Consider the following 15,483-nt stretch of genomic DNA (forward strand, 5'->3'; position numbering starts at 1 on the left):
ACCGTCGGTTGCGGACTCGGGACCGCGGGTTCGTCTCGGTCGGACAGGACGGATAACTAACAGGTCGTTATTTATCATCGGCCGTTGAATGTGTGAACTATGTCCATGGATGGTCGTACCTGCGTTATCACGGGCTCGGCGAAGGGTATCGGTCGCGGGATCGCCGAATATCTCGGCGAGGAAGGGGCGAACGTCGTTATCAACTACCGGACCTCCGAGGGTGCCGCCCACGACGCCGTCGACACCATCGAGTCCGCCGGCGGCTCGGCCGTCGCCGCACAGGCGGACATCTCCGACCGTGCCGACGTCGAGCGGATGGTCGAAGTCTGCCACGACACGTTCGGCCCGGCGGACGTCCTCGTGAACAACGCCGGCATCACCGCCGACAAACAGTTCACCGAAATGTCCCGCGAGGAGTGGGACCGCGTGATGGACGTCAACCTCGGCGGCATGTTCAACTGCACCCAACTGTTCTACGACGACATCTGGAACGCCGAGGAGGGCCGGCTGATCAACATCTCGAGCGTCGTCGGGAAACAGGGCAACTACGGCCAGGCCAACTACGCCGCCGCGAAAAGCGGCATGTTCGGCTTCACGCGAACCATCGCCCTCGAACTCGCCAAGGGCGGCTCGACGGCCAACTGCGTCGCGCCCGGCTTCACCGCCACCGACATGCTCGAGAGCGTCCCCGACAAAGTACTCGACCGGATCATCTCGGGCATCCCGCTCGAGCGGCTGGCGGAAGTCGAGGACGTCGCCGCAGTCGTCCGGTTCCTCGCGAGCAAGGACTCGTCGTACGTCACCGGCGAAGTGATCGACGTCAACGGCGGGATGGACCTCTAATCGGGCCGCCGTCCGTCCGTCGGCGACCCCGCCACGATGGGTTACCACTCGCGTCGCTCCGGAGACGGTCGGCCATCGTCGCCGTCGCCGCGGGCCACGATCAATATATAGTCGCTCGTCGGCCCAATAGCAGTTCCAAAGGGTATATGTCCGTGTAGTTCCCTTTCAGTTACCAGATGCTTACCGGCTGGCGGTATCGGCTCGCAAGCGCGACCGGGACGGCGTTCGTCGTCGTCGCTGCGGTGCTCGTCGCGAACCACCCGGTCTCCCAGAGCGCGTTCACGACGGTCGTTCCCCTTTTCGATCGGTTGGAGCCGACGGTCCTCAACGGCTCGTCGCTCCGACGAGCCATCGCGCTGAGCGTCCTCGCGGTTGGGGGCGCGGCGTGGCCGCTCTACAAACCCCGTCCTCGACGAATCCTCGATACGGTCGTGCTCGTCCAAAAGCGGGTCTTCGTCGGGGGGTTCGTGCTAGCGACGCTCGGCTACTTCAAGTGGTCACACCGGCTCCCCCGGGCGACGCTCGTGATGACGGTCGGTCTGGTGGCGGCCGTCCTCCCCGCCTGGTTTCTGCTGATTCGCGCCAGCCCGACCGACGACGACGGCCGGATCGTGATCGTCGGCGACGACCCCGCACAGATCGCGCGGGTCACGCCGGCCGTCGACGCGCCCGTGATCGGCTACCTCTGCCCCACCGTCGCCCGGCTCGCGACATCCGGCTCGGCGAAGAGTTCCGAAGCGCCGATCGCCGACGGCGGGGTCGAACTCCGCCACGACGATTCCGAGTTCGCGGACGACGCTGTCCAGTCGACCGTTCTCGACTCGATGACGCGTCTCGGCGGCCTCTCCCGGCTCGAGGACGCACTGGTCGAACACGATATCGACACGGTCGTGCTGGCGTTTCGCCACGCCGACCGCGCCGAGTTCTTCGGCGCGCTGGATGCCTGCCACGAACACGGCGTGGACGCGAAAGTTCACCGCAAGTACGCCGACAGCGTGCTGGTGTCGGAGGGCGACATCGGCGCACTCGTCGATGTCGATCTCGAGCCGTGGGATCCGCTGGATCACCTGTTCAAGCGGCTTTTCGACGTGGCGTTTGCCGGTGTCGGGTTGCTCGCTCTCGTGCCACTCCTCCTTGCGATCGCCGTTGCCATCAAACTGGACGACGGCGGTTCGATCCTGTACAAGCAAGATCGGACCGCCGTGTTCGGCGAATCGTTTCCGGTCTACAAGTTTCGGAGCATGATCGAGAACGCGGAGTCCGAAACCGGCGCAACGATCAGTGCGGAAGACGCCGGCAGCGTCGACCCACGGGTGACTCGCGTCGGACGCGTCTTACGGAAGACACACCTCGACGAGATTCCGCAGTTGTGGTCTATTCTCGTCGGGGACATGAGCGTCGTCGGCCCTCGCCCGGAGCGGCCCGAACTCGACTCGGAAATCCAAGACGACGGCATCGACTGGGAGAAACGCTGGTTCGTCAAACCCGGACTGACCGGCCTCGCACAGATCAACGACGTCACCGGCCACGAACCGGCGAAGAAACTGCGGTACGACCTCGAGTACGTCCGCCATCAATCGTTCTGGTTCGACGTACTGATCGTCATCCGCCAAGTCTGGAAAGTATTATCCGATATCAGGGAGTTCACTTCTGACGAATGACTTTCCAGGCAGATCTGCCGTCGATTTCCGGACACCGGATTCTCGTTACCGGCGGTGCCGGATTTATCGGCCGTAACATTGCGAGTGCGCTCGTCGCCGACAACGAGGTCCGTATCCTCGATAATCTCTCGACCGGTTCCCGATCGAACGTCCCCGAGGGCGCGACGCTGATCGAGGGCGATATCAGAGACGACGACGCGCTCGACCGAGCCACCGCCGACGTCGACATCATCTTTCACCACGCGGCGCTGATCAGCGTTGAAGCGTCCATCCGCGATCCCGAACGGACCCACGACGTCAACGTCACCGGGACCGTGAAGCTACTCGAGCGCGCACGCGACGAATCCGCGCGGTTCGTGTTCGCCTCGAGTGCGGCCGTGTACGGCCATCCGGACACGGTACCGATTCCGGAAGACGCGCCTACCGAGCCGACGTCACCGTACGGTCTCTCGAAGCTTGCCGCCGAGCAGTACGTACGACTATACGCCGATCTCTACGACCTCAGTGCCGTCGTACTTCGCTATTTCAACGTCTACGGCCCGGGACAGTTGGACGGCGATTACAGCGCCGTCATCAGCGTCTTCGTCGATCAGGCAGCGAACGGCGACCCGATCACCGTAGAGGGAGACGGCTCGCAGACGCGCGACTTCGTTCACATCGACGACGTCGTCCAAGCGAACCTGTTGGCGGCGGCGTCCGAAGACGCGGGCGTTTTCAACGTTGGGACGGGCGAGAGCGTCTCCATTCTCGAACTCGCCGAAATCGTTCGTGATGTTATCGGCTCCGACTCACAAATCGTTCATACCGAATCGCGGTCTGGGGATATCGATCGAAGCCGAGCCAACGTTTCGAAACTCGAGTCCGACCTTGGGTTCGAACCGTCCGTCCCGCTCGAGAACGGATTGGAAACGCTTAGCGGTCAACGATAGATCCGATATCAACACCACTGATTGGTAGCCGATAATAACTGAAATACAACTGATGACAGACATAGCCAAATGGGATTATAGTGTATGAACGACATCTCTGTCCTACTCCCTGTAGCCACTACAGTTGACCCAGACGAGTTATACCGAGCACACCAGAGTATCGTTAATCAAACGACACCACCTACGGAAGTTGTTCTGGTAACGAACCAGTCGCTTCCGGATCGAATCGAACAAGCACTTACCGATTTAGTTAAGACGAGTGCTGGAAGTCGACACGAACACGTTCCGGATGCGGAAGGATTAGGCGGCGTTCTGCAGGCGGGTCTCAAACGCTGCTCGGAGCCAATTGTTGCACGAATGGATGCCGACGATATCGCCGATACTGAACGATTTGCCAAACAGCAATCTGTACTCATGAACACCGACGCAGATATCGTTGGTTCTCACCTCGCAGAGTTTCGTGATGACCCCTCCCAACCGGAACGAACACGAAAAGTTCCGATCACTCATGAGGAGATCGCCGATTGGATGTCCTGGCGATGCCCTCTGAATCATCCGACAACGATGTTCGATCGCGAAGCAGTTCTTAATGCCGGAGGATACCGTCACTTTCCGATGATGGAAGACTGGGATCTGTGGGCACGCTGTCTCGCTGCTGGCCTTCGTTTTCGAAATGTAGACCAGACACTCGTTCGAGCACAGATCGATGAACTTACCGACCGCCGAGGCGGCTTCGATTACGTACAAGCGGAACTCCGGATGGCCCGCTTACTTTGGGAACTCGATATTTCAACTCGACGGGATGCAATATCTCATCTCTGTCTCCGAACACCCCCTAGACTACTCCCAGGAAAGGCCCGCCAAGCAGTTTATCGACTATTTGCTAGATAATCTTTGATTATTTGTATCCGAGCGCAGATAATCTCTCATCAATAGCTCCACTCTCGTTCTGTTGTGTTATCGATGGGCTATGTGTGCCTTTATCTACTGCCGTCGTTTCGACCCAAGGCACATTTTTAACTGCTGGATGGGGGAACCCAATTGGATGATCATAGATGCCCCACTCTCCGATCGCGTTTCCATGGTCAGCTGTGATGACTAGTTTATCTGCTGCTATGTTCTCTCGTAGCAGTGAAACATCCTCGAGGACGTAGCGGAGATTCTGTTTGTAAGCCTGCCAAGCCATTTCTTGAGATACTTCCCCTCGACGAAGAGTATCCCAAACGGTCAACGATTCAGAGACTCCATCATTATCTCTTCCAAATGGATCCGGATTAAACGAGGAGAGGGACTCTGTCTCACCGATGAATGGATGATGAGGTTGCATATAATGAATTATCATGCGCTCCGGGGATTCTGAACGCATTATATCAATTGCGCTATCTGTTACTGGTCTAGCGGGAATTGTATTCAGTTCATCATCCCACCCATGTTTCCATACCTCATCAAGCCTTGAAAACATGCTCTCGTCGCATGCATATTTGCTGAACAGATTCGCTGTTATATATGCAGTTGAAGCTAACTCTTCATCCGGCGCAGTAGAAAATGTTTTTTCCATCCATTCAAGAGACATACTCCCCGTTGATGTTATCTCACCAACACTATCGATAAACTCATATTCGTCTTCAACCTCTTCCATGAGATCAACCCGACACCCGTCAAGGATAACTAGAACGTCCCAATCCCGTTCGAAAATATTTGTTTCAGATATTGGAAGTAGTTTTCCCATACGCCACGATGCGGAGTATAGTTCGTAGCCGCCTTCGAATATAAGTTCTTTGACCGCACCTCTCTTTGCTCTGTTTAGATTTCTACTAAATAGATCACTTATTCCCATGGTGTCCATAGGTCACTACTTCCTCTACAAATCACAATCGGTTTGAAGCGGTATTTAGCGTGGTGCAGACGCTTAATCGTGGAGTGTTTCTGCGACAACGTCTCTGATTTTCTTCTTAAAACGATCCGGGCCAAATTGTTCATCAATCTCTGGCAAACCTTTCTTTATTGACTTTTGTATATCGCTTTCTGATAAGACGATATCTATCTTTTTCATAGCACTTGGTACCGAATCATATATGATCTGCTCTTCTCTATTAACTATTTCTTGTTGTCCACCACTATTTGGCACAAACGGTATGGTACCAGCAGCAACAAGTTCAGCTACCGCGATCCCAAAGTGTTCATTCTCCATTCCATGGATACCGTATCGATGAGTACACACAAGATCCACTAGTCGATCTCGAGAGACTTTCCCCTCTAATGAGATATATGAGCGGTCCTCTGCTAGGTCACAAATCTTCTGAGAGTAATTCCCATTAGATATTGGGCCAATAATGTGAAGATGGACGTTATGGCCTTTCTCACGAAGCCTGTCAATAATTTTAATATTTCGGTGTATGTTCTTTGACGGTGTTATACGGCCAATACAAACAAAACCGTTCTCACGCTCTTTCCAAGAAACTTCGTAGAGATCGTCTGTTTTTACCGGTGGATAAATCGTTTTTGGAGATATCCCGTATATCTGTTCTACTACTTCCCCAGTCCAATCCGAGTTTGTTATAATATTCTTAGATGATATATTACTGTACTCGTGTCCGGAAATGCTTTCACAGAGTCGATCATGTAATCTCTCCCACTGTGAAAGATGTTCAAGTTCCTCGGGCAATTTTTCGCGGCCGTACCATGGGTAGTGAATGTATTGGATAGACGGTCCATCTATCGTTAGCTCGGATCCTGTTGCAAAGGTAAGATCGAAGTTTTCTACTAGCCATGAGCGTACTAGGCGATCAAAAACAGCGGCATGAAGACGCCCGAGTTGGATGCCAGAAATCATCTTCGAGATTTCCAGTGACCTCCGGACTATGGGTCCAAACGAACCAACCTGATCAGTGTGGATATTATTTACATTTGTTTTATAGTGTTCGTTTTGCTCTTGTAGGTTTGGGTCGGTAAAAGTCACAAGCGTGACATCATACTTCTTTTGGAGAGCCTCCAAGACATGCATGCAAACGATTTCTGAACCACCATAGCCAAAGTATGGATGATATACAGCGATCTTAGTCATAATTCTCACGTCCACTCTCGATATTTATCATGATGTCAAACCACATTCTAACTGCTCACTTCTTCGTAGAGATTGATAATCCGACTACAGACATAGTCCGATGAATATTGCTCTATAATTCTGTTCCGGTTCTGTGCTCCAATAGTCTCTTGATGTTTATGAGCATACTTGATTGCATCGGCAATTGCTAGTGCATCAGCTGGTGGACAAAGTAGCTGTTGCGAATCGATGATGTCCGCTGGTCCTCCAGTGTTAGTTGCTACAACTGGTAAACCTGCTTCCATCGCTTCAATAACAGTCCGTCCGAAAGGCTCTGGCCAGATACCCGGATGAACAAATACGTCCGCCTTTGCGTACTCAGCATTAATATCGGAGTACGGAATATTCCCCATAAACTCAACCTTCGTCTCTACACCGGTTTCAGACGCAAGCTTCTCCAACTCGACACGCTCCTCTCCGTCGCCAACAATTCGAATTTCAAAGTTATGAGGCAGATTTGATGCTGCAGAAATAAGATATTTTACACCCTTGTGTTCCGCGAGGGTTCCTACGTATAATACGCGAACCTTTTGACGGTCAGATGGTTTTTGTGGTACATTGAATTCCGGGTCTGCCATGTTGGGTATCACTTCTATATTGTCCTTCTCGAATCCATATTCAGTGTAAATATTTTTACTAGCGTTGCTTAAGCAGATGAGTTTGTCAACCAATCCCGATAGGTGTCTTAGAACTCTCCCGGTCGTTGGCATAAATAACTCGTCATAAATTCGCCTCGCTCCGGTTGGAGTGAAACCGCTTGCGGATCGAGGAAGCAGTACGTACGAATTAAGTGTTGCTACAGCCGGCAGAGAAAGCAGCTCGCTTATCACGCCAATTGCAGGTGTGAAGTATACATTATACGCGTGAATAACGTCATAGTCTCTAAGTAGATCTTTATACTCAAATAGCTTTTTCGCCACTCTGGCATTTGATATTTCAAGAGGTGTCTCTGAATAGTTTGTGATACGCCTTACTCGAACTCCGTTGATCTCCTCTATGCGCTTACCGTCGAAACTAATAACCAGAACCTGCTTAATGTCCTCTCTTGAAGCAAGTTGCTCCGCAAGGAGGCGTACACTAATTTCACCCCCTCCTTGAACATTCGGCGGATATTTGGGTGTTATGAGACAGATTTTCATTAGTAATGGTAGTAGTAGTCTACTTAATCAAGTTACCTTCGTTTTTCTATCGATAAACTATTGTTAGAGTACGCACCTTCTGTGTTCATGGTGGATTTTACCGACGCCAAGTATTTGCTGAAACATCTTCCGGGTCTGCGCTATTTGCCATCATCCACCATCTGAGTTGCAGCTGATAGCAGGAACCAGAAAGGGAGGAAAGAAGTATAGTGTTTGATAGGGCTGGGATCAAGCATTCCAAAGGCGAGATATCCAGCAACTCCCGAGAGAATACCGATTAGTAGGATCGGTGAATCAGATATGGAAATATCCTTCCAGATTTCAACTACTGCAGATATAACCGAGGAGAGATACAGTCCCACTCCAATGAGGCCAGTTCCTGCCAACAGTGATAGATAAATATTGTGTATCTCTACACTTTCGATCCCATATTGAGGTGAGATAAACTTGAAATTCATCGCACCAATTCCGAATAGAGGATGTTGTAAGAAGAGGTCAAACGAAGCGAGATACTGGTGAATTCGAGTCCCAAGATGGGAGGTATCGAATAGAGGTACTTGTATCGGTGTTGCCGTAACCCCTTCAGCTGGGGAAGATCCGGCACCGCTTGGGTCAGGTGCTCCATCATTAATAGGAGTTGAAACAGATGAGCCGTTCTCAATAGGGGCTGAATCGGGTGAACTGTTCTCAGTAGGGACCATGTTTGATGACCCGTTTCCGGTTGTCGAAGAGTCGGAAGAAGTTGACGTGGCCGATTGATGAGACATCTCTGATGGTGTAAGGATGAAACCACAAGCAAGTGTGAGACCACCGACTACTTTCCAGATGATCGTCCGGTAGAGCAAGTCCCGATAGAACCACGCTCCGAGTAGAATAAACACACCAGTAGATATAAGAAACGCACCTCGAGCGCTATCACTGGTAGTAGACCGAACGAGTAAACCCATCACCGGTACCAGTATGAGTGAAGCAATGGTCCCTTTTCGCTCATGGATATATTGTAAACTAAGTCCCAAGATCACGGGAGTGAAAAGGACAAGCAAACTTGCAAATATATACGAGAAGTCAGTAAAGCCCGAAACAAAGAGGCCTAGGCCGATTGAAAAACCAAATCTATTGACTTCGGTAACTACTGGGAAGCCGTTGCCTCCAAGGTAGTTGAATCCAAGGCCCGATTGATTGATGAATTGTATAACGCCAATGAGTATATGGCCAAGTAATGAGATTACAAGAGTGTGAATCGCTTCTATAGAAGTGAGAATTTCAGACTGAATTGCCTTCGTCAGAATGGAAAATGCAAGCCAACCCTGAAGCATGAAGATACCGAACCAGACAGCCTGACTAAGGTGAGTTGCATCAGCAAAGATCGTGCTAACGAATATCCAGATAACAAAGCATCCGAATATGATTTCAAGAGACGTTATCGGTAGTTTCCGATACCAATCTTTCCAAATAGAGATGAATAAAAGTATTACTAATGGGATTTGAAAAGCGAAGAGTTTCGGCCCCTGATGGCCGGAGAGCATTGCGACTGAGTCCGAGGAAAATAAGGGAATATACGGTTCAGTAAGTGGTATTTTTAATGCGATTGTTGACAAAAATACTAGCGAAATTACGATACCTTGTAGTTGAGACTCAGACCAGTAGAGGAGAAATATATAGACGATACCGATAAGAGAAACACCAATAAGAGATGGATACGGAACAGAAACCGATAGGACTGAAATGATCTTGGAGAGAAGAGGCGTCAAGATAAAAAGTCCACTAAAAAGAACCGACCAGTATATATAATTTTCATCGTTTGTCGATGGGAAATCACACAGGATTGAGAACGCCATTATCCCCTTTTGAGAGGGGACCATCTATTAAAAGTTCTGTTCTTCTATGAGTATTTATTGAAACTCTTCCACCATTTGTGAGTTTTCATTTGAGAATATCAGACGGCGATCAACCAATCGTATTTAGTGAGTCCATACAAGATACGATACCGATGGAAGAACTAGGAGTTCTCTACTATGTCGACTCATTCCCAAAATTATCGGAAACATTTATTTTAAATGAGATTTATGAGCTTTATCAGAGGGGGTATAATGTTGCAGTATTCGCTCAGAATAATCCAGAAGAAGATATCTCTCACACAGAATATAGAGGTATCAACATTCCAGTCTACTATGTTGACACCTCGTGCACCAGTCTTCACCAATTGTTCTCTAAAAAATCCATCCAAATGGCCAAGAATACTCCAATAAGCAGTGTCTTTAGCAACCTATCGTTAAAACAATCTACTTACAATTTCTTCTTAGGAAATGAGTGCAGAAAATTTATTGACTCACTTGACTTCGACATAGATATTATTCATGCGCACTTTGCAAGCACTACCAGAATTGGTGGACTGCTTGCTGCGCGGTACCATGATATTCCGTGTACTGTTACTGCCCATGCGGTCGAAATATTCAAGAATCCAAATCCTGATGAAATAAAGTTTATTTGTGATAGTATGAATCACGTCATTGTTCCTTCCAAGTACAACTACCGATATCTACGTGACGAAATTGGTATTGATAATGATATAACTGTTGTCCCTGCGACAACACGCATTGAGAAATTTGAACCATCAGCGTCTCCTGTTAAGAACCGTCTCCTAACTGTGGCTCGTTTAGTTGAGAAGAAGGGATGTAGTTACGGAATTGAGGCAATAAATGACCTAGTTGAGAAGGGGTACAATCTCGAATATCATATTATTGGAACCGGCGATAGAGAAGATCTATTACGACAGCAAGTCCAGAAGTATGGCATCGGTGACCACGTTAAATTTTTGGGAAATGTCTCAGATGAAACTCTTCAGAAAGAACTGAATGATGCTTCTATATTTTTATTGCCTTGTGTTATTGCTGATGACGGTGATCGAGATGCAATGCCAGTTGTTTTAAAAGAAGCCATGGCATCAGAAACAGCATGTGTGTCAACAACTGTTTCTGCTATCCCAGAACTAATAACAGATGGACACGACGGACTGTTGGTACCCCAAAAACAGTCGGAAGAGTTGGCTGCCGCAATTAGGCAACTTCTTGATAAGCCCCAACAGAGAAGACGTATAGCAGAAAACGGACGAAAAACGGTACACAATAAATTTGATATATCTGGGTCTGTTGACACTCTAACTGAGATATTTAATTCAGTACAAGTGTGATGAGCAGATAATGACTTATAATACAGGCAATAAAATATTAATTAAAACTGATAAAATGCGATGACATCTCTACTTCGATCAATTCTTTCGGTCTCTTCTGGGAAGATAGCCGGTATATTAATCAGTTCGATATTCACTCCAGTCCTTGTTCGATTGATCACTCAAGCACAGTATGGCCTATATGCAAGTGTTTTAGCAGCGTTTAGTATTGTAGCCCTGATCTCGAAAGGAGGATTGTTTGATGCAACCAGGAAAACTATTGCCGAACATGCTAGTCAATCGGACGAAGTCTCATCTATTCTCTCCGTTTCTTTGCTTCTTAGCACAGTATATGCAATCTTGATCATGTCTCTTATGCTTTTCACCCTTCGAATAGGATTCATTCCTTCGACATATGTTCCATATATCTTAGTATTAACTGGGGCAATTCTTTTTGAGAATATATTTACTATTGTCCGTGGTACTTTTTATGGCCTCAAGAAAGAATCGATTGCTGAGGTTTTAAACATCAGCCGACGGTTTGTATACCTGGTTTCTGGGTTGGCACTTGCGTATGTTGGATATGATGTGTTAGGTGTATTTACCGGTTATATGGTGTCATTCTTTGTATTGTGTATATTGGGTCTGATTGCACTTATGAAGCATTCTTCTTACAGACTTCCGAAGGTGAGGGACATAAGGAAATACGGGAGAAAGATCGCCTCATTCGGTGGCTATCAACTCATCGGTGGTCTGAGCGCGGTGTTATTATATAGGGCTGATATTCTTCTTGTTGGGTATTTTCAGGGGTCTACATCAACAGCCCTCTATCAAAGTGCAATAGTACCGGCCGAAATGATTTGGTTCCTCCCTTCGGCGATTCAACTCGCGTTTCTACAGCACACTGCAACTCTTTGGAGTGATGGGAAAATAGACGAAATTAATGAAAATATCAAGATAGGTGTTAAATACGCAGTCTTATCACTTACCCTGTTTGGAGTGGGATTATTTGGACTCACTGATCCGTTTCTTCACGTCTATTTCGGTCCAGAATACGCAAGTGCATCAACAACGTTGCAGGTACTCATTTTCGGAACATTCTTTTTCGGTATTACACGTGTAGTAGTTCCAGTATTACAAGCGACGGGTTGGGTACGGCATACAGAACTTATAACGGTTGGTGCACTTTTCCTCAATCTTCTACTGAATCTCATTCTTATCCCGAGATACGGAATCATCGGTGCTGGAGTCGGAACCGGAATTTCCTATATCTCTATATTTATTGGGAACACCGCCGTTTGGAAGCGCTCACCGTTTGAGTTGGTCTCTTTAATATGGGTCTGTAAGCTAGTGACCGTCCAGGGTGTTTTTGCAGTCCTGTTTTTAACTACTGTTTCATTATTGAATTTTTCTCCACTTATTTCACTTCTCCTGTTCCCTCCAGTTGGTCTTCTTATGTTTCTTGCAATCAATATGATTGCTGGATACGTACCGACCGAACGAGTATTACCTACGGTCAGTTGGTGGTGATCTATCCTAGTCTGTTCGGCACTGTCCGATCGGTTGACCAGAAGTATTAGTTTCATATCCTACAAATTATGGCGAAAACCCAGAGACAGATAATGTCTTTAGTTCGTCCACTAATATCGATCATGGTCAATACTGACAACAACGTGCCACTGCTCACGATGGCGATAAAACGAGTGAGTCGGTGTTGCCCCACCGTGTCCACGGTAGCTCCCGTCCACATCCACGGAAGCTATGTGCGACAACGATCCACGGGATCTTGAAAACCCCGACCGATCACCTGCATCGTCACGAGATGGAACCTCCTCGAACCGGACTGACCACTCAGACAACCGTGCGGCCGGCTACCGCATGGCTCTTACCCGGATCGATCGTCTGGTGAGTGGTCTCCTCACCCACCTCGAGCGGGACGACGAACTCGACGACGAGGCGACCAGGCGCTGCAAGCGCCACGTGCGCGAGATCAGGGCCGAGGCCGACGCGGTGCGCGTGCTGGTGCCCGTCGAACCGCGGCCGGAGAACGAAGCCATGCCGATGGTCGTCGATCGGGGGCCGGGGACGGTGTCCCAGCGCGGACCCGAGCCGGACGCGTTCGAGCGACGACGGGAGCGGTCCGACTCCGACGGACCCGAGTGAGAAAGGGGCCGCTTACGCTCCGACTGCGACCGAGCGCCCGTCCAGCACGTCGTCTTCGGTGACGGTCGCCGTTCGGTCGCCGACCGCGTACTCGCCGGCGTACGGGACCGTCACCGTCGCCTGTCCGCCGTCGCCGACCGTCGCCCGCCGTTCGTACGTGATCGTCTCGTCCGAGACGGAGACGTCCGTCTCGACGGTCACGGTCGTCCCCGACTCACCGGACACTGTAAGCGTCGCCCCGGGGACCACCGCGAACGCTGCGACATCGTCGGTGACGGAGAGTGCCTGGTAGTGGGCGACCCCGTCGGTGCCGGCCCCGCCCGCGCCCTGGTTCTCGAGCAATCGTGCCTGCGCGCTATCGTCCGGGATATCCTCGTCGTTGGACTCGGTCACGACGACGTAGCCGACCCGACCATTGAATTTGTCGTACCAGCCGTCCGGATCGGTACCGGTGACGAACGCCTCGTAATTGTTCCGGGCATACGAGTATCCCTGGGACTCGCCGTTGACGAAGTGGTTGTACATCCGGTTGTCGCCCCACTCGCTCAGCACGAAGGTCTCGGGATAGGTTCGGTTCGCCGCGTCGGCGTGGTCGTCGATCGCGTCGACCGCCTCGAGCTGGGCCTCGCTGTAGGTCACGTCCGCCGTCAGGGTGGGGACGTAGACGAGGCTCAGCCCGAACACCAGCAGGCCGATGCCGAGCAGGTAGGCGAGCCGCCGGCCGTCCGGCATCGCGATTGCCGGCTCGAGCCCGCCGTCGGCGGCGACCGTCGGGTCGGCTTCGAAGCGTTCCGACCGACCCGGTTCCGAATCACGGACCGAAACGGGCGGCCGGGCTAGATCGACGACCGCGAGCAATCGGACGAGCCCCAGGCCGGTGAGGACGGCCAGCGGAATCGCGAGCTGGCCGGCGAACCGCACTTGAATGCCCGCGAGTACGAGGAGGGATCCCGCGTAGGTACCGACGAGCAACCAGCCGGGTTCGTACCGCCGGGAGACGAGCCACGCGACCCAGCCGAGCACCGCCAGCGCGATGTAAAACCCCATCCCGAGCTGGTAGAGCGGCCCGAAGATGACGAAGTACTCCGTCGAGAACAGCGAGGCCGTCTCGGTCGCACCGCCACGGCCGAACAGATCCTCGACGCGAGCCATCGCTGCCGCCCAGTCCGCCGGCTGCAGCTGTCGGAACGCAAACAGCCCCGCAATGGCGACGCCCCCTTCGAGGGCGAGCAACCCTCCGAGATGAACGGGTAGCCGCCGCCACAGTTCGCCGAGCGCGGCCACGGCGATCGAGCCGCCGAGCACCAGCGCGGGCGTCGTCGCGACGAACTCCGCGTGCCAGCCCCAGCGGTGGTGCAGGGCGAGCGAGAGGGCGCTCCCGACGGCCAGCCCGGCGAGCAACGGTAGATTCGCGCGCATCGGTGAGAGGCCGGCTCGAGCGTCCATCGCGACCCGTAACGCGACGTAGCCCGCGAGCGGGACCAACAGGAGCGGCGAGCCGCCCCAGGCGTGAACCCCGGCGGTCACCGAGAGCCCGAAGGCCGCGGCGACGAGCCACGTCGCGGGGGCCCGGAGGTGGTCGCGAACGGCCGTCCGCCCGTCACCGCCGGTCTCGAGTCGCTGCTGGAGGTCGACGGCGAGTCGCGTCAGCGTCAGGATCGTGATGCCGAGCCAGAAGTACTGATGGAGCTGATGATCCAGAAAGCCGAGCCCCGTGTAAACCGCATTGATCGGCGTGACGGCGAAGACGAGGACGGACGCGACCCCGACGCGAGCGTCCCGGGTCAGCGAGACGGCACACGCGTAGATCGCGACTCCGAGCGCGACCGACGCGACGACGGGGAGCCACGCCGCGACGGTATCGGCCGCTCCCTGTCCGCCGCCGAGCAACTCGGCGACGACCCAGTTGGTCGCGTGTGCGAAGGGGCGCGTCCCGAAGACGCCGGCCGGCGAATCCACGAGGACGCCGTAGTCCAGCGGTCCCGAGGCGTCCCCGACCAGCGTTTCCATCCAGTAGCGAAAGTAGTAGGGATCGTTGCCAGGCGAGACGACGCGGCCGCGCTGAAAAACGGCCCGAAACGCCGTCGCTCTGGCACCGGCGACGACGATCAATGCCCCGAGCAGTGCGAGCATCGCTCGCGGCTCGACGGCCGTCCGGAGCCGTTCGAGTCCGACTGTGCGGTCGTCCGGCTCCGTCTCGCGGTCCGCCTCGAGTTCGTCCCCCGCCAGGGATGCCTCGACGGCCGCGGGGTCCGCGACGTGATACCCGCCGTTGGCGTTTTCGACGATGCCGCGTGAAACGAGTTCGCCGAACGTCCCCGAGTCCAATTCGATGTCGTCGAACGTCCAGGTGGCGTGTTCGCCGTCGGTCGCGAGGACGGTCTCGAGCACGCGGTCACCGTCCTCTTGGGCCTCCAGGAAGGACGCCGTCGCGTCGGCGATCGCCCTCGAGTCGCTGTCCTCGGCCATTGGAACG

General features: G+C 52.5%; 12 protein-coding genes. 7 read left to right on the plus strand and 5 right to left on the minus strand.

The features are described 5' to 3' along the window. Nucleotides 1-99 precede the first annotated feature (99 nt). The 4 genes from ALTAJ2_RS07915 to ALTAJ2_RS20420 all read left to right on the plus strand — a co-directional run bounded on the left by ALTAJ2_RS07915 (nt 100) and on the right by ALTAJ2_RS20420 (nt 4,324). Nucleotides 100-843 carry a beta-ketoacyl-ACP reductase gene (locus tag ALTAJ2_RS07915; protein ID WP_007109150.1) on the plus strand — a complete coding sequence of 248 codons (744 nt, stop codon included), beginning with the start codon at nt 100-102 and terminating at the stop codon, nt 841-843. Between the two features lie 176 nt (nt 844-1,019). Next, nucleotides 1,020-2,504 (plus strand): sugar transferase, encoded by a 1,485-nt coding sequence (locus ALTAJ2_RS07920; protein WP_007109149.1) that lies wholly within the window; start codon nt 1,020-1,022, stop codon nt 2,502-2,504. Further along, a complete protein-coding gene (locus ALTAJ2_RS07925; protein ID WP_007109148.1) occupies nt 2,501-3,433 on the plus strand; it encodes an NAD-dependent epimerase/dehydratase family protein in 933 nt (310 codons plus the stop codon). The genes ALTAJ2_RS07920 and ALTAJ2_RS07925 overlap by 4 nt, the downstream gene beginning before the upstream one ends. 84 nt (nt 3,434-3,517) lie before the next feature. Beyond that, entirely contained in the window at nt 3,518-4,324 is an 807-nt protein-coding gene (locus tag ALTAJ2_RS20420) for a glycosyltransferase (RefSeq protein WP_007109147.1), read from the plus strand. A gap of 7 nt (nt 4,325-4,331) precedes the next feature. Here the strand turns inward: ALTAJ2_RS20420 and ALTAJ2_RS07940 are convergent, their stop codons facing one another. The 4 genes from ALTAJ2_RS07940 to ALTAJ2_RS18570 all read right to left on the minus strand — a co-directional run bounded on the left by ALTAJ2_RS07940 (nt 4,332) and on the right by ALTAJ2_RS18570 (nt 9,513). Continuing rightward, complete coding sequence (locus tag ALTAJ2_RS07940) at nt 4,332-5,279, minus strand: alkaline phosphatase family protein (protein ID WP_144240224.1); 948 nt, start codon at nt 5,277-5,279, stop codon at nt 4,332-4,334. A gap of 63 nt (nt 5,280-5,342) precedes the next feature. Beyond that, nucleotides 5,343-6,497, minus strand: coding sequence for a glycosyltransferase (locus ALTAJ2_RS18560; protein ID WP_081603351.1), 1,155 nt, complete (start codon nt 6,495-6,497; stop codon nt 5,343-5,345). Between the two features lie 47 nt (nt 6,498-6,544). Further along, on the minus strand, nt 6,545-7,675 hold the full coding sequence (locus tag ALTAJ2_RS18565) for a glycosyltransferase family 4 protein (RefSeq protein ID WP_007109144.1): 1,131 nt from the start codon (nt 7,673-7,675) through the stop codon (nt 6,545-6,547). Nucleotides 7,676-7,815: 140 nt separating this feature from the next. Further along, nucleotides 7,816-9,513 carry an O-antigen ligase family protein gene (locus ALTAJ2_RS18570; RefSeq protein WP_160163688.1) on the minus strand — a complete coding sequence of 566 codons (1,698 nt, stop codon included), beginning with the start codon at nt 9,511-9,513 and terminating at the stop codon, nt 7,816-7,818. Between the two features lie 152 nt (nt 9,514-9,665). Between ALTAJ2_RS18570 and ALTAJ2_RS07945 the strand changes: the two genes are divergently transcribed. The 3 genes from ALTAJ2_RS07945 to ALTAJ2_RS07955 all read left to right on the plus strand — a co-directional run bounded on the left by ALTAJ2_RS07945 (nt 9,666) and on the right by ALTAJ2_RS07955 (nt 13,007). Next, nucleotides 9,666-10,865 carry a glycosyltransferase gene (locus ALTAJ2_RS07945; RefSeq protein WP_007109143.1) on the plus strand — a complete coding sequence of 400 codons (1,200 nt, stop codon included), beginning with the start codon at nt 9,666-9,668 and terminating at the stop codon, nt 10,863-10,865. A gap of 60 nt (nt 10,866-10,925) precedes the next feature. Continuing rightward, entirely contained in the window at nt 10,926-12,374 is a 1,449-nt protein-coding gene (locus tag ALTAJ2_RS07950; RefSeq protein WP_081603349.1) for an oligosaccharide flippase family protein, read from the plus strand. 375 nt (nt 12,375-12,749) lie between these two features. Beyond that, on the plus strand, nt 12,750-13,007 hold the full coding sequence (locus ALTAJ2_RS07955) for a hypothetical protein (RefSeq protein ID WP_239647713.1): 258 nt from the start codon (nt 12,750-12,752) through the stop codon (nt 13,005-13,007). Between the two features lie 12 nt (nt 13,008-13,019). Here the strand turns inward: ALTAJ2_RS07955 and ALTAJ2_RS07960 are convergent, their stop codons facing one another. Beyond that, nucleotides 13,020-15,476 carry a hypothetical protein gene (locus ALTAJ2_RS07960; RefSeq protein ID WP_007109140.1) on the minus strand — a complete coding sequence of 819 codons (2,457 nt, stop codon included), beginning with the start codon at nt 15,474-15,476 and terminating at the stop codon, nt 13,020-13,022. Between the last annotated feature and the right edge of the window lie 7 nt (nt 15,477-15,483).

The organism is Natrinema altunense, from assembly GCF_000731985.1.
Classification (GTDB): domain Archaea; phylum Halobacteriota; class Halobacteria; order Halobacteriales; family Natrialbaceae; genus Natrinema; species Natrinema altunense.

What these genes read in the sequence shown, in the direction of transcription:
- ALTAJ2_RS07915 (WP_007109150.1), top strand. Translation starts at nt 100, where the DNA reads ATGTCCATGGATGGTCGTACCTGCGTTATCACGGGCTCGGCGAAGGGT.
- ALTAJ2_RS07920 (WP_007109149.1), top strand. Translation starts at nt 1,020, where the DNA reads ATGCTTACCGGCTGGCGGTATCGGCTCGCAAGCGCGACCGGGACGGCG.
- ALTAJ2_RS07925 (WP_007109148.1), top strand. Translation starts at nt 2,501, where the DNA reads ATGACTTTCCAGGCAGATCTGCCGTCGATTTCCGGACACCGGATTCTC.
- ALTAJ2_RS20420 (WP_007109147.1), top strand. Translation starts at nt 3,518, where the DNA reads ATGAACGACATCTCTGTCCTACTCCCTGTAGCCACTACAGTTGACCCA.
- ALTAJ2_RS07940 (WP_144240224.1), bottom strand. Translation starts at nt 5,279, where the DNA reads ATGGACACCATGGGAATAAGTGATCTATTTAGTAGAAATCTAAACAGA.
- ALTAJ2_RS18560 (WP_081603351.1), bottom strand. Translation starts at nt 6,497, where the DNA reads ATGACTAAGATCGCTGTATATCATCCATACTTTGGCTATGGTGGTTCA.
- ALTAJ2_RS18565 (WP_007109144.1), bottom strand. Translation starts at nt 7,675, where the DNA reads ATGAAAATCTGTCTCATAACACCCAAATATCCGCCGAATGTTCAAGGA.
- ALTAJ2_RS18570 (WP_160163688.1), bottom strand. Translation starts at nt 9,513, where the DNA reads ATGGCGTTCTCAATCCTGTGTGATTTCCCATCGACAAACGATGAAAAT.
- ALTAJ2_RS07945 (WP_007109143.1), top strand. Translation starts at nt 9,666, where the DNA reads ATGGAAGAACTAGGAGTTCTCTACTATGTCGACTCATTCCCAAAATTA.
- ALTAJ2_RS07950 (WP_081603349.1), top strand. Translation starts at nt 10,926, where the DNA reads ATGACATCTCTACTTCGATCAATTCTTTCGGTCTCTTCTGGGAAGATA.
- ALTAJ2_RS07960 (WP_007109140.1), bottom strand. Translation starts at nt 15,476, where the DNA reads ATGGCCGAGGACAGCGACTCGAGGGCGATCGCCGACGCGACGGCGTCC.